Annotated in this window: 11 protein-coding genes; 10 read left to right on the top strand and 1 reads right to left on the bottom strand. The window is 73.9% G+C overall.

Features of this window, described 5'->3' with window-relative positions; all coding sequences use genetic code 11:
• The first annotated feature begins 1 nt into the window (after position 1).
• On the top strand, positions 2-925 hold the full coding sequence (locus tag IEY37_RS20120; RefSeq protein WP_188944712.1) for a Gfo/Idh/MocA family protein: 924 nt from the start codon (positions 2-4) through the stop codon (positions 923-925).
• 46 nt (positions 926-971) lie between these two features.
• Here the strand turns inward: IEY37_RS20120 and IEY37_RS20115 are convergent, their stop codons facing one another.
• A complete protein-coding gene (locus IEY37_RS20115; protein ID WP_188944711.1) occupies positions 972-1,796 on the bottom strand; it encodes a DeoR/GlpR family DNA-binding transcription regulator in 825 nt (274 codons plus the stop codon).
• A 221-nt stretch (positions 1,797-2,017) separates the two neighbouring features.
• Here IEY37_RS20115 and IEY37_RS20110 point away from each other — a divergent pair, with 221 nt between their 5' ends.
• From IEY37_RS20110 to IEY37_RS20070, 9 genes are all read left to right on the top strand, one after another.
• Positions 2,018-3,277, top strand: a complete 1,260-nt coding sequence (locus tag IEY37_RS20110; RefSeq protein WP_188944710.1) for an ADP-dependent glucokinase/phosphofructokinase — start codon at positions 2,018-2,020, stop codon at positions 3,275-3,277.
• A gap of 88 nt (positions 3,278-3,365) precedes the next feature.
• Entirely contained in the window at positions 3,366-4,364 is a 999-nt protein-coding gene (locus IEY37_RS20105; RefSeq protein WP_188944709.1) for a tagatose 1,6-diphosphate aldolase, read from the top strand.
• A gap of 79 nt (positions 4,365-4,443) precedes the next feature.
• Entirely contained in the window at positions 4,444-5,454 is a 1,011-nt protein-coding gene (locus IEY37_RS20100) for a formylglycine-generating enzyme family protein (protein ID WP_188944708.1), read from the top strand.
• Positions 5,455-5,741: 287 nt separating this feature from the next.
• On the top strand, positions 5,742-6,944 hold the full coding sequence (locus IEY37_RS20095) for an ABC transporter substrate-binding protein (protein WP_188944707.1): 1,203 nt from the start codon (positions 5,742-5,744) through the stop codon (positions 6,942-6,944).
• 37 nt (positions 6,945-6,981) lie between these two features.
• The gene (locus tag IEY37_RS20090; RefSeq protein ID WP_188944706.1) at positions 6,982-7,872 is read left to right on the top strand and encodes an ABC transporter ATP-binding protein; all 891 of its coding nucleotides are present in this window, start codon (positions 6,982-6,984) and stop codon (positions 7,870-7,872) included.
• A 1-nt stretch (position 7,873) separates the two neighbouring features.
• Entirely contained in the window at positions 7,874-8,722 is an 849-nt protein-coding gene (locus IEY37_RS20085; protein ID WP_229674699.1) for an ABC transporter permease, read from the top strand.
• Positions 8,723-8,766: 44 nt separating this feature from the next.
• Positions 8,767-9,612, top strand: a complete 846-nt coding sequence (locus IEY37_RS20080) for an ABC transporter permease (protein ID WP_229674698.1) — start codon at positions 8,767-8,769, stop codon at positions 9,610-9,612.
• 28 nt (positions 9,613-9,640) lie between these two features.
• Entirely contained in the window at positions 9,641-10,462 is an 822-nt protein-coding gene (locus tag IEY37_RS20075; RefSeq protein WP_188944742.1) for an FAD binding domain-containing protein, read from the top strand.
• 8 nt (positions 10,463-10,470) lie between these two features.
• Positions 10,471-13,278 carry a molybdopterin-dependent oxidoreductase gene (locus tag IEY37_RS20070; RefSeq protein WP_188944741.1) on the top strand — a complete coding sequence of 936 codons (2,808 nt, stop codon included), beginning with the start codon at positions 10,471-10,473 and terminating at the stop codon, positions 13,276-13,278.
• The last annotated feature ends 15 nt before the right edge of the window (positions 13,279-13,293 follow it).

Here is a 13,293-nt window from a genome sequence, read left to right as displayed (position 1 = left end):
GGTGGCGGGTGATCCCTTCGTGACGGACGCGGCGCCGGTGGCGGTGGGGCTCGTCGGGGCAGGACGGTGGGCGCGCCGGGTGACCGGCCCGGCCCTGGCCGCAGGACCCGACACCGTGCTGGTCGGGGTCTGGTCCCGATCGGCGGCGTCCACCGCTGCCGCCGCCGCCGAACTCGGGGTGGCGGCGGCGGGCTCCGCGGAGGAGCTGTTCGACCGGTGCGCGGCGGTGGCCCTGTCCGTGCCGCCGGCCGCGCAACCGGCGCTCGCCGTCGCCGCCGGCCGCGCGGGCTGTGCCCTGCTGCTGGAGAAACCGCTGGCCGTGGACGCCGTCTCGGCGCTCCGGCTGCGGGACGCCGTCCTGGAGCTGGGCGTGCCCTCGATGATGGCGCTCACCTATCGGTACTCCGCGGCAGCCGGCCCCTACCTGCGGCACTGCCGGGCGGTGCCGCCGACCGGCCTGCGGGGGCTGTTCGTCTCGGGTGCCGGTCTGTCCGGCCCGCCCGGCGAGCAGGACTGGCGCGACGAGAACGGGGTCCTGCTCGACCTCGGACCACACCTACTGGACCTCGCGGAGTCTGCGGCCGGACCGATCGAGGAGCTGTCCGCGGTGGGCGACCGCGGTCGGTGGGTCTCGCTGCTGCTGCGCCACGGCTCCGGAACGGTCAGCGACCTGTCCCTGTCCTCGCGGATCGGCGTGCCGCGCCACCGCATCGTCCTCGACGCCCTGGACAGGCAGGGCCTGCGGTCCTTCGACCTGTCGGCGGCACCGCAGGACGGTGCCGCCGACCGGCTCGTCGCCGACTTCGCGAGGGTGGTGCGCGGGGCCGGTGAGGCGCCGGGGGATGCGTGGCCGCCGTCGGATGTGGCGCGGGGCGCCGCATTGTCCGAGTGGATCGATCGTGCGCAGCGTGCGTTGGCTGTGTGACGGGTCTCCGAGTGACTGCCGGCGATCGGCCGCAGCGGTGACCGGTTCAGCGCTCTCGTCGTCCGGCAGCGGGGACGACGACCAGGTCGATGTCGGCGGAAACCAGTGCGGCGGTCAGTTCCTCGGGCGGCGCAGCGTCGGTGACCAGGGTGTCGACCGCCTCCAGCGACGCGATGTGCGCGAACGCGTTGCGGTTGAACTTCGTGGCGTCCGCCACCACGACCGTGCGGTGGGCGGACTCGAGCATCTGCGCCATCATCTGTGCCTCGGGCAGATTGGTCGTGGACAGGCCCGTCCGGGCCGACACACCGCCGACGCCGATGACGGCGACGTCCGCACTGATCCCGGCCATGCCGGGGAAGCCGACCGGGCCGATGGTCACGCTCGACTCCATCCGACAGGTGCCGCCGAGCAGGTAGACGTCGCGGACCGCGGCCGCCGGCAGTTCGGCCGGCACCTTGATGTTGTTGGTGACGACCGTCAGGTCCCGTCGGCCGCCTATCGCGCGGGCGACGGCGAGCGTCGTCGTCCCCCCGTTGAGCAGCACGGTCTCGCCGTCGCCGATCAGGTCGACGGCGGCCTGCGCGATCATCCGCTTGGCGTCCTGGTTCAGCTCGGCCCGATCGGAGAACCCGGTGTCCGAGGTGGTCAGCCCGCTCAGAACCACGGCGCCGCCGTAGGTCCGGGCCAGCAGCCCCTCGGTCGCCAACCAGTCCAGGTCCCGCCGGACCGTGTCGGTGGAGACGTGGAACTGCTCGGCCAGTTCGGTCACCGTCGCCTGTCCCCGAGCGCTGACGAATTCGGTGAGCAGGGCGCGCCGGCGGCGCGGGAGCGCGACGTCCTGGACGCCCGCGTCGGTCGCGTCTCTCATCCTCGTCCCCCTTCGACGCCGCGGCCGGCCCAGACTAGCGGATGATCGCCGTTCTGTGCCGGACTGTGCGGCTCTCGTCTTGACCGGTGCGGGTCGGGGTCGTACGGTTACGCTGATACCGCAAGGAAACGCCGAGAAGCGCAGACTCACGCATCGACAAGGCAAGGTCCGCGGTCCGATCCGGCCCGCAGGCGACGACGAGACGGAGTGGAGCATTCGACGTGACGTGTCCAGCGGCGCCCCTACCGGGGAGCCCGGAGCTGCGGACGTCCGGCGACACCGCGTGGCGCGACCGCTATCTGGCGGTCGGCGAGATCGTGGGCCGGGGGGCGACGCTGTCCGGTCCGGTGCTGACCGGTCAGAGCGCGTGCGTCGACCAGCTCTTCACGGTCGACGCCGAGCGCCTGGCCCGACTGGCGGCTGCGGCGGCGGACGGCGGCCCGGACGCGGAGCTGGTGGGTCGGGTCCTGGACCGGGTGGTGGCAGGACGTGGAGGCGAGCTCGTCGGGCGTCGACCGGGTGCGGCCGACCGGCTCCGCGCGCTGCTGGGTGCCCCGGACCGCCGGCAGGTCGGCGGGACGGGACCGCAGGCGGCGTGGGCGCTGGCTGTCGTCGGGGCACCGTCGGTGCTGGCCCTGCAGGATCGCAGCGAGCAGCAGCTCGAGGTGATCGACACCCGGGTCGGCCTGTGCTCCGGCCGTGAGGTCGTACCGGCCGGCGACGTCCGCCCGGCCGGCACGCCGACGAAGGACCCGCATCTGATCCTGGAGTGCGTGCCCGGGGTCGGCGCCGGACCGGTGTCCGTCCGCCGAGCCACCCGGATCATCGTCCGGTTCGGGAACGAGCCGGTGGAGTGCGACGATGCCTTCGCTGCCGTGAGCCCCACCGTCTCCGGCGTCCGCGCCGGCCTGCTCTCCGGTCTGAACGGTATCGCCGAGCACGACGCGGCTGCGGTGCGGTACCTGAGCGAGCTGGATCGCAGGTGGCGCGGCAGCGGCCTCGCCGTGGTGCACCACGAGCTGGCCGAGTACCGATCCCCGGCGCACCTGGCAGCCGCGGTCGACCTCCGGCTCGGCACCTCCCTGGGACTGAGTCTGTCGGAGCTGACCGCGTTGGCCGGCTCCGGCGCGGTCGCCCCCCGAGCGCGCGACGTGGCCGTCCGGGCCGGCGTCGACCGGGTCGTCGTGCACGCCGACGACTGGGTGCTGGCCGTGCACCGCGCCGGCGCGCAGCCGCCCGTCCTGGCCCTGTTGGCGGGCAGCCTGCTGGCCGCTGGTCGGGCCGCGGCGGGTCGGCCGACCGCCGAGCTCGCACCGCCGCCGGCGGCGACCTACGCGGACGACCGTCCGTCCGACGGACGCGTCGACCGCGAGTGGTGCGCCGTCGCTGTGCCCGCGCCGTACCTGCACCGCCCGTCCGCCACCGTCGGGCTCGGTGACACCTTCGTCGCCGGGCTGCTGCTGGCGGACAGCCTGCCCTGAACCCCGTCCACACCACCTGCGTGACCGGGCACCCTGCCGGGTCCGCCCCTCCGACCCGTCCGAGCACCACCGTCCCCGAGGAGACCTCATGCCCACGCTCGACCCCGGCAAGATCCGCGGACTGTCCGGCATCGTCAGCGACGCCGGCTTCTTCGAGATCTGCGCCCTCGACCACCTGTCCGACTTCGCCGAGCTGCTCGCGCCGGACCCCTCCACGGTCGGCTTCGAGGACATCGTCACGGCCAAGGACCAGCTGGTGAGGGAGCTGTCGCCGAGTGTGTCCGCGTTCCTGCTCGACGCTCGCTACGGCGCACAGGTCCTCGCCACCGGCGCCCTGCCGGCCCGCACCGGGCTGATGTTCTCGATCGAGGACGAGGACTACAAGCTGCCGGCGGCGCCCCGGCGCACGCGGCACCGCACGGGTTGGAGCCTCGACCAGATCAAGCTGATCGGCGCCGACATGGCCAAGCTGCTGTGGTTCTACCGTCCTGACCTGGACCCGGACACGGCCGAGCACCAGCGGTTCGTGCTGCGCAGTCTGGTCGAGCAGTGTGCCCGACTGAGCCTGCCGCTGGTGGTGGAGCCGATCTGGTACCCGGTCGACGGCGAGGACCCGACCAGCGAGCAGTGGCGCCAGGACCGGGTGGAGGGAATCCTGACGTCGGCGTTCCACGCCGCCGCCGCCGGTATCGACATGCTGAAGGTGGAATTCCCCGGCTACGTCGAGACATCGGCCGGCCAGGACGCCGCGCTGGCGGCCTGCCAGCGGCTGCACGAGGGCATCGACCTGCCGTGGGTGATCCTGTCGGCCGGGGTGGGCTACGAGGACTTCAAGACCCAGGTCGAGATTTCAAGCCGGGCCGGTGCATCAGGGTATCTGGCCGGGCGGTCGATCTGGCGGGACGCCGTCTCGCACCACGACCCGGCGGAGCGGGCCGCCGGGATCCAGGCGGCACGCGGCCGGCTGGACGAGCTGAACAAGGTCGCGCGCAGCTACGGCCGTCCGTATTCGCCGGCCCGCCCGCTCGCCGACGTCCTGACGGCCATGCCCGACGGTTGGTTCGCCGGTTGGCACCCGCAGGGCTGACGGCCCCGCGGCCGGGGAGGGCGTTTGCCGGCTGCGGCGCCGTCCCGGCCGCCACCGGGACGTCACTATGGTCACGCCCATGACCGGGAGCCCGGAGCCGGCGGCGGCGTCTTCGTGCTGCGCGCCGGCGCGGGCGGCCACCGGACCGGCCGACCTGCCGCTGCTGACCGACCGGCAGGGGGCCGCCGGGTGCGCCGCCGCGGAGCCAGGCGTCGAACTGCACCTGGTGCAGCAGGTGCGTGTGCCGGCCGGTCGCTTCGTCATGGGCGACCAGTATGGCGACGGGTGGGCCGCCGACGGCGAGGACGCCCTGCACGAGGTCGGTGTCGGGGCGTTCGACGTCGACGCCACAACGGTGACCAACCAGGACTGGGCACGCTTCGTGGCGGCGACGGGACATCGGACCATCGCCGAGCGCGACGGCTTCTCGGCCGTCCCCGAGCCGGTCCTGGACGCCGACCGCGAGGACGTCCTCGGCCAGGTCCCGGCCACACCCTGGTGGCTGGCGGTCCGCGGTGCGGACTGGCGGCATCCGGCCGGCCGTCGCAGCGATCTCCACGGGTTGGACGACCACCCGGTGGTGCACGTCAGTTGGTACGACGCCGTGGCGTACTGCGACTGGGCGGGTCGCCGGCTGCCGACCGAGGCGGAGTGGGAGTACGCCGCGCGCGGGGGCCTCGCCGGCGCCAGGTACCCATGGGGCGACGACCTCCTCGCCGCCGACGGCTCGTGGCTGTGCAACATCTGGCAGGGCGAGTTCCCGACCATCAACACCGCGCAGGACGGCTGGATCGCGACGGCGCCGGTCCGCAGCTTCCGACCCAATGGGTACGGTCTCTGGCAGACGGTCGGCAACGTCTGGGAGTGGTGTGCCGACCGGTTCGCCGCCGACTACTACCGGGCCTCGCCGGCGCAGGACCCACAGGGCCCGGACACGGGGGCCACCCGCGTGATCCGTGGCGGCTCGTTCCTGTGCCATGACTCCTGGTGCAACCGCTACCGGACGGCGGCCCGGTCGGCGAACAGCCCGGACTCCTCCGCGGCGCATACCGGCTTCCGGACCGTGGCGCGACGGACGACGGGCGGCTGACGGTCGCTGCCAGTCCCACGGACCAATCCGGTCGGGTCCGACCGGCTGCGGACACGGACCCGCGGAGGTCGTCGCAGGCGCAACAGGCCTGTAACCGACGTTTCATCTGGGCGCTCGGACGGCTGCCTACAGTTCGTACGTCGCCGGGACGGTGCAGTGGCGTGGTGCCTCGCCGCCGACCCGCGGCGATTCGACGGACGCCAGTGCAGCGACCGTCGGTCGGCATCGCCCGTCCCGCCCGCCCTGTACCGCCGCACCGGCGGCGCACCCGAGTTCGGAGCCCACCCATGCCGCATCCCCTGATCCGACCGTCGGCCCGCGAGGCCTACAGCCGGCGGACCTTCCTCCGCGCGGCCGGGCTGTCCGCCGCGGCCCTGGGCGGAGCCGGGCTGCTGGCCGCCTGCGGCTCCGACAGCGGATCCGCGGGCTCCTCGTCCGCAGCGACGAGCACCTCGTCGGCGTCCTCCGCGGCGACCTCCGCGGCCACGGGTTCGTCCGCGGCCGGCTCGTCGGCGGCGGGATCGGCGGCGTCCGTCGCCCCCGGGACGTACGGCACGATCGCGGTGCAGCTGTCCTGGATCAAGAACATCGAGTTCGCCGGCGAGTTCTTCGCCGACTCCAAGGGCTACTACACCGAGGCCGGCTTCACCAAGGTCGACCTCCTGGCCGGCGGTGCCGCCGGGACCTCCGCCGAGGCGCTGGTGCTGTCGAAGAAGGCGCTGGTGGGCCTGTCCTCACCGGCCGTCACCGCGCCGGCGATCGTCAACGAGTCGGCGCCGCTCAAGATCATCGGCAGCACCTACCAGAAGAACCCCTTCTGCATCGTCTCCATCAAGGAGAAGACGCCGATGACCTCGGTGGCCGACATGAAGGGCAAGAAGATCGGCGTCCAGACCGGCGGCAACGAGACCATCTTCGAGGGTCTGCTCAAGGCCAACGGGATGTCGACGTCGGACCTGACCGTGGTGCCGGTGCAGTACGACCCGATGGTGGTGACCACCGGCGACGTCGACGGGTTCATGGCATACCTGACCAACGAGCCGATCCTGCTGGCCAGCCGGGGCTTCACGCCGGTGACCATCGCCTTCGCCGACAACGGGCTGCCGCTGACCGCGGAGACGTTCACCGTGCTGCAGGAGACCATCGACACCCAGCGGGACCTGCTCAAGGCATTCCTGAAGGCCGAGATCCGCGGCTGGACCGACGCTGTCGCGGATCCCGCGGCATCGGCGGCGCTGGCCGTGAACACCTACGGCAAGGATCAGAAGCTCGACCTCAAGGAGCAGACGGAAGAGGCGACGAAGCAGAACGATCTCATCGTCTCGGCCGACACCCGCAAGAACGGCCTGTTCACCATGACCCAGGAGCTCGTCGACGGCGGGATCAAGGCGCTCGCGGCGATCGGCGTGACCATCACCGCGGCCCAGCTGTACGACCTGTCGCTGCTCGACGAGGTCTACCGGGAGAACCCGGACCTGAGGTCGGCGTGACGCCCGCGGGGCCCCCCTCCCGGCCCGGGACACGGCGATGACCACGGCACCGACCGGCAGCATCCCCGGCGTGCTGGGATCGGGCGTCGGCGAAGCGCGGGCACGGGCGACCAGCCGGCCGGCGCAGGAACCGGCGCTGGCGACCGGGCTGGACATCCAGGAGCTGAGCAAGCGGTTCACGCTGGGCCGCCGGTCGGTCCAGGCCCTGCAGGCGACGGACCTGGGCACCACCAAGGACTCGTTCCTGTCGCTGATCGGCCCGTCGGGCTGCGGGAAGTCGACGATCCTGCGGATCCTGGCCGGGCTCGAGACACCCACGACCGGGCGGGTGCTGGTGAACGGCCGGTCGACGGCGGACATCCAGCGGAACCACCAGCTCGGGATCGCGTTCCAGGACTCGGCGCTGCTGCCGTGGCGCAGCGTCGCCGCGAACATCCGGCTGCCGCTCGAGGTCGCCGGGATCACGCCGGAACCCGGCCGGATCCGGGAGCTGATCGAGCTGGTCGGCCTCACCGGCTTCGAGAACGCCAAACCGGCGCAGCTGTCCGGCGGGATGCGGCAACGGGTCTCGATCGCCCGGTGCCTGGTGGTCCGGCCGACGGTCATGCTGCTCGACGAGCCGTTCGGGGCCCTCGACGACATGACCCGGCAGCGGCTGAACCTCGAGCTGCTGCGCATCTGGACCGCGCAGCCGGCCACCACGCTGATGGTGACGCACGGCATCTCGGAGGCCGTGTTCCTGTCCGACGTGGTGGCCGTGATGAGCCCCCGGCCGGGCCGGGTCAGCGCCGTGGTCCCCATCGACCTGCCCCGACCGCGCACCCCGGACCTGATGCGCAGCACCGAGTTCCACGCGTACACCGACCAGCTCTCGGAGCTCCTGTTCGGTGCGCAGGGCACGGTCGGGCCGGACCCGGTGGGGGACTGAGGTGGTGGTCGACAGCACGCTGGTCGCCACCGCGCCGGCCGGTGTCCCGGCGACACGGCGCTCCGTCGCGGACCTCCCCCGGTGGGTCGGCGCCGCAGCCGGCGCGGTGGCGGTGCTGCTGGTCTGGTGGCTGCTGTCGGTGACGGTCTTCGCCCGCAGCGGGGCCGTGCCGACGCCGATCGCCGTGGTGCGCCAGCTGTGGACCGACGGCTGGGCGCTGTACGGCCCGAACGTCGGCGTCACCACCTGGTCCGCGGTGCAGGGCTTCCTGTGGGGCAACCTGGCCGCCGTCGCGGTGGCCACGGTGGCGCTGCTGGTGCCGGTGCTGGAGGGGCTGGCCACCCAGGTGGCGGTGCTGTCCTACTGCATCCCGCTGACCGCCATCGGGCCCATCGTGCTGATCGTCTCGGACGCCGGCTCCCGGGCCACCTCGGTGTTCCTGGCCGCGATCAGCGTCTTCTTCACCACGGTGGTGGCCTGCCTGCTCGGCTGGCGGGCCGCGGACCGCGCTGCGCTCGACCTGGTGCGGGCGTACGGCGGCGGCCGGTGGGCGCAGCTGCGCAAGGTGCAGTTGGTCGCGGCGCTGCCGAACATCCTGGCCGGACTCAAGATCGCCGCCCCCGCCGCCTTCCTCGGTGCGGTCCTGGGCGAGTACTTCGGCGGCGTCGACTCCGGGATGGGCGTCGTCATCACGGCGGCACAGACCAACCTCCGGGTGGCGCAGATCTGGGCGCTGGCATTGATCTCCGGAGCGGTCGCCGGCGCCGGGTACGCGCTCGTCGGGCTACTGGCGCGGCTGGTGGCGCCGTGGTCGACCGGTGCCGACGACCCGGGCAGGGGACGGCCGTGACCGTGGACGCGCCCGCGGGCGGCCGCGGCACCGACCGTCCCGCCGTGCCGACCACGGCGACCCCCGCGCCGGACGGGCCGTCGCGCTCGGTGGCGGCCGATGTGCTGCGCCGGGTCGGCGTCTCGCTGCTGACCTTCGTGGTGTCCGCCGTCGTGCTGGTCCTGCTCTGGTACGCCTTCCTCTCGGTCTTCCGCATCGACTCGTTCGTCGGCAAGCGGCCGGTCGACGTGTGGCGGTACCTGTTCGACGTGCCGGCCGCCGCGAAGAACCGGTCGGCGCTGCTGTCCGGCCTGGGCATCACGCTGTCCGACGCGGCGATCGGGTTCGTGTCCGGCACGGTGCTGGCCGTGCTGGTGGCCGTGCTGTTCACGCTCGTGCGGCCGCTGGAGTTCGCATTCCTGCCGCTGGCCATGCTGCTGCGGTCCGTCCCGCTGGTGGCCATGGCGCCGCTGATCGGCCTGGTGTTCGGGCGCGGGATTGCCGGCGCGGCCGCCATCGGCGGCATCGTCGTGTTCTTCCCCGTGCTGGTCAACGTCTCGCTGGGGCTGCGGTCGGCGTCGCAGCAGTCGCTGGACGTGGTCCGGGTCAACGGCGGTTCCAGATGGACAGCGCTGCGGATGGTGGCCGTCCCGTCGGCGCTGCCCAACCTGTTCGCCGCGCTGCGGATCTCGGTGCCGGGAGCGGTCATCGGGGCCATGCTGTACGAGTGGCTGTTCAGTGCCAAGGGTCTGGGTGCGGCCATCTTCCGCGCCAACGCGCAGGTGCAGTACAACCTGGTGTGGGCGATCGTCGTGGTCGTCACCGGAGCCTCGATCGCCCTCTACACCGTGGTGGGCATCGTGGAGACCGTGGTGCTGTCCGCGTGGGGACCCAGCGCCGGTCGCCGCTGATGCCGGCCGGCCGGGCCGGGTGAGTGCGCTGGACCTGCACACCGTCGAGCGCGTCGTCGTCGCCCGCACCCGGGCCGACCTGGCCGAGCTCGGTCCCGACACCGCACCGCTGGCCGGCGGCACCTGGCTCTTCTCCGAGCCGCAGGACCACCTGCGGGCCCTGGTCGACCTCACCGGCCTGGGCTGGCCGGACGTCGAGGTGTCGCACGACGGGCTCACCGTCGCGGCCACCTGCCCGGTGGCGGTGCTGGCCGGCCTCGAACTGCCGGCCGGCTGGGCCGCGCGGCCGCTGCTCGCGCAGTGCTGTGCCGCGTTCCTCGCCCCGCCGAAGGTCCAGCGGTCCGCCACGGTCGGCGGCAATCTCTGCATGGCCTACCCGGCGGGGCCGATGATCTCGCTCGCCGCGGCCCTGGACGGGTCGGTGTGCCTCTGGTGCCCGGACGGCGGCGAGCGTCGGCTGCCGGTGACCGAGTTCGTCCTCGGGGACACCCGCACCGCGCTCCGCGCCGGCGAGGTCGTCCGCAGCCTCGCCCTGCCGGCCGCCGCGCTGGCCGCCCGGACCGCCTTCCGCAAGATCGCGCTGTCGCCGCTGGGCAGGTCCGGCGCGGTGGTGATCGGCCGGCGCGACGCCGACGGCTTCCACCTCGCGGTGAGCGCCGCCACGGTCCGGCCGGTGGTGCTGCGGTGGCCGGCGCCGCCCGGACCCGACCTGCTCGCGTCGGCGGTCGACGGCATCGACCCGGACCTGTGGCACGACGACGCGCACGGCGCCGCGGACTGGCGGCGCGCGGTCACCGGGGTGCTGGCCCGGGAGGTCGTCGCCGAGCTGTCGGGCGGGACCGCCGCATGACCGGCCCGCTGCGGTGCACCGTCAACGGCCGCGAGGTGGTCGCCGACGCGCGGCCCGGGCAGTGCCTGCGGACGTGGCTGCGGGAGACCGGCCACGTCGAGGTCAAGAAGGGCTGCGACGCGGGCGACTGCGGCGCCTGCTCGGTGCTCGTCGACGGCCGCGCGGTGCAGTCCTGCATCCACCCTGCGTTCCGGGTGGACGGCCGCTCGGTGACCACGGTCGCGGGGCTGGGCACCCCCGACCGGCTGCACCCGGTGCAGCAGGCCTTCCTCGACCGGGGCGCCTTCCAGTGCGGCTTCTGCACCGCGGGGATGATCGTCACCGGCGCCGCCCTGGACGACGCGGAGCGGGCGGACCTGCCCGCGGCGCTGCGCGGAAACCTGTGCCGCTGCACCGGCTACCGGCCGATCGCGGAGGCGCTCCGGCAGGGCACCGAGCCGGCCCCGGCCGACGTCGGAGCCGGGGCCGCGGAGCCGCCGGTCACCGCCGACGCCCCGGACGCGGACCGGGTCGCCGCGAGCGGCGTCGGCGCCTCGGTCCGGCCGCCGGCCGGTCGGCGGGTGGTGACCGGCACCGAGCCGTACACGCTGGACGGGCTCGTTCCCGGGACCCTGCACGCCGTCCTGGTGCACAGCCCGTACGCGCACGCCCGGATCGTCGCGGTGGACACCGTCGCGGCGCTGGCGGTGCCCGGCGTGGTCGCCGTGCTCACCCACCACGACGTCCCGGACGTCCTGTACTCCACCGGCCGGCACCAGAACCGGCTCGAGGACCCGGACGACACCCGGATGCTCGACGAGCGGGTGCGGTTCGTCGGGCAGCGGGTCGCCGTGGTCGTCGCCGAGACACCCGCGGCCGCCGACGCCGGGCGGCGGGCGGTCGACGTCCGGTACGAGGTGCTGCCCGCCCTGCTGGACCCGGAACGGGCCCGCGATCCCGGGGTCCCGCTGGTGCACGGCGACAAAGGGCCCCTGTCGCGGATCTCCGACCCGGCCCGCAACGTGGTCGCCGAGTCGCACACCGAGTTCGGCTCGGTGGCGGACGGTCTGGCCGAGGCGGACGCGGTCGTGGAGGGGGAGTGGACCACCGGGCGGGTCAACCACGTGGCGCTCGAGACGCACGGCGCCGTCGGCTGGCTCGACGACGACGGCCGGCTGGTGATCCGCACCAGCTCGCAGGTGCCGTTCCTGGTGCGCCGGGAGCTGTGCCGCATCCTCGACCTGCCGCCGGACCGGGTGCGGGTGCTGACGGCCCGCGTCGGCGGCGGGTTCGGCGGCAAGCAGGAGATGCTGGTCGAGGACGTCGTCGCGCTCGCGGTGCTGCGCACCGGCCGCCCGGTCACCCTCGAGCTGACCCGCACCGAGCAGTTCACCGCGACCCCGTCGCGACACCCCATGCGGGTGCGCGTCCGGGTCGGCGCGACGGCCGCCGGCGTGCTCACCGCGCTGGAGCTGGACGTGCTGGCCGACACCGGCGCCTACGGCAACCACGGCCCCGGCGTGCTGTTCCACGGCTGCAGCGAGTCCGTCGCGGTCTACCACTGCCCGAACAAGCGGGTCGACGCCGTGTCGGTCTACACGCACACCCTGCCGTCCGGCGCGTTCCGCGGTTACGGCCTCGGCCAGGTGACCTTCGCTGTCGAGTCCGCGATGGCCGACCTGGCCGACCGGCTCGGGCTGGACCAGGCCGAGTTCCGGCGGCGCAACGTCGTCCGGCCCGACCAGCCGCTGGTGTCCACCGACATCGCCCACAACGACCTGGTCTTCGGCTCGCACGGCGCGGAGCAGTGCCTGGACCTGGTCTCGGCCGCGCTGGCCGGCGGCCGCGGTCTCGAGGCGCCGGTCGGCCCGCAGTGGCGCACCGGTCAGGGCCTCGCGCTGGCCATGATCGCGACGATCCCGCCGCGCGGCCACTTCTCGGACGCCACGGTCGCGCTCTGCCCCGGCGGGCGATACGAGATCCGCGTCGGTACCGCCGAGTTCGGCAACGGCACGACGACGGTGCACACCCAGCTGGCGGCGCAGGTGCTGGGTACCGGCGCCGACCGGATCGACGTGCGGCAGTCGGACACCGATCTCGTCGACTACGACACCGGCGCCTACGGGTCCACCGGGACCGTGGTCGCCGGCAAGGCGGTCGCCGCCGCCGCCGCGGACCTGCGCCGGCAGATCCTCGAGGTGGCCGCCACGCTGGTCGATGCGTCCGCCGCCAGGAGTGACGCGCCGGGCGACCTCGGCCCGGACGGGGTGCGGTGCGGTGACGCCCTGATCGGCCTGGACGACGTGCTGGCGGCGGCCGGTCACCGGCGGGTCGACGGGCGGATCGTCGGGCGCGGGCGGGACACCGGGGCGGTGCGGTCGCTGGCGTTCAACGTGCAGGGCTTCCGGGTCGCCGTGGACACCGGCACCGGTGAGATCCGCATCCTGCAGTCGGTGCAGGCGGCCGACGCCGGAGTCGTCATCAACCCGGGCCAGTGCCGCGGTCAGATCGAGGGCGGGGTCGCCCAGGGCATCGGCTCGGCGCTGTACGAGCGGATGTTCCAGGACCCGTCCGGGGCGGTCGCCACCCGCGCGCTGCGCAACTACCACGTGCCGCAGCTGGCGGACGTGCCGGTGACGGAGGTCCACTTCGCGGAGACCGTGGACGAGCTGGGTCCGTTCGGCGCCAAGTCGATGAGCGAGTCGCCGTACAACCCGGTCGCGCCGGCGCTGGCCAACGCCGTCGCGGACGCCACCGGTGTCCGGATCCGCTCCCTGCCGCTGTCCCGCGACGTCGTCTGGCGGGCCCTCCGGGACGCCGGGGTGCACGCTGGGTGACCGTCCGGACGCGGA

It is taken from the genome of Nakamurella endophytica (genome assembly GCF_014646215.1).
GTDB lineage: Bacteria > Actinomycetota > Actinomycetes > Mycobacteriales > Nakamurellaceae > Nakamurella > Nakamurella endophytica.
The sequence above is the reverse complement of the archived record's forward strand: the minus strand, read 5'-3'. Positions and strand labels throughout refer to the sequence as shown.

Excerpts from the sequence above, each read along its gene's own strand:
- IEY37_RS20105 (WP_188944709.1), top strand. The coding sequence starts at position 3,366 with ATGCCCACGCTCGACCCCGGCAAGATCCGCGGACTGTCCGGCATCGTC.
- IEY37_RS20090 (WP_188944706.1), top strand. The coding sequence starts at position 6,982 with ATGACCACGGCACCGACCGGCAGCATCCCCGGCGTGCTGGGATCGGGC.
- IEY37_RS20100 (WP_188944708.1), top strand. The coding sequence starts at position 4,444 with ATGACCGGGAGCCCGGAGCCGGCGGCGGCGTCTTCGTGCTGCGCGCCG.
- IEY37_RS20095 (WP_188944707.1), top strand. The coding sequence starts at position 5,742 with ATGCCGCATCCCCTGATCCGACCGTCGGCCCGCGAGGCCTACAGCCGG.
- IEY37_RS20115 (WP_188944711.1), bottom strand. The coding sequence starts at position 1,796 with ATGAGAGACGCGACCGACGCGGGCGTCCAGGACGTCGCGCTCCCGCGC.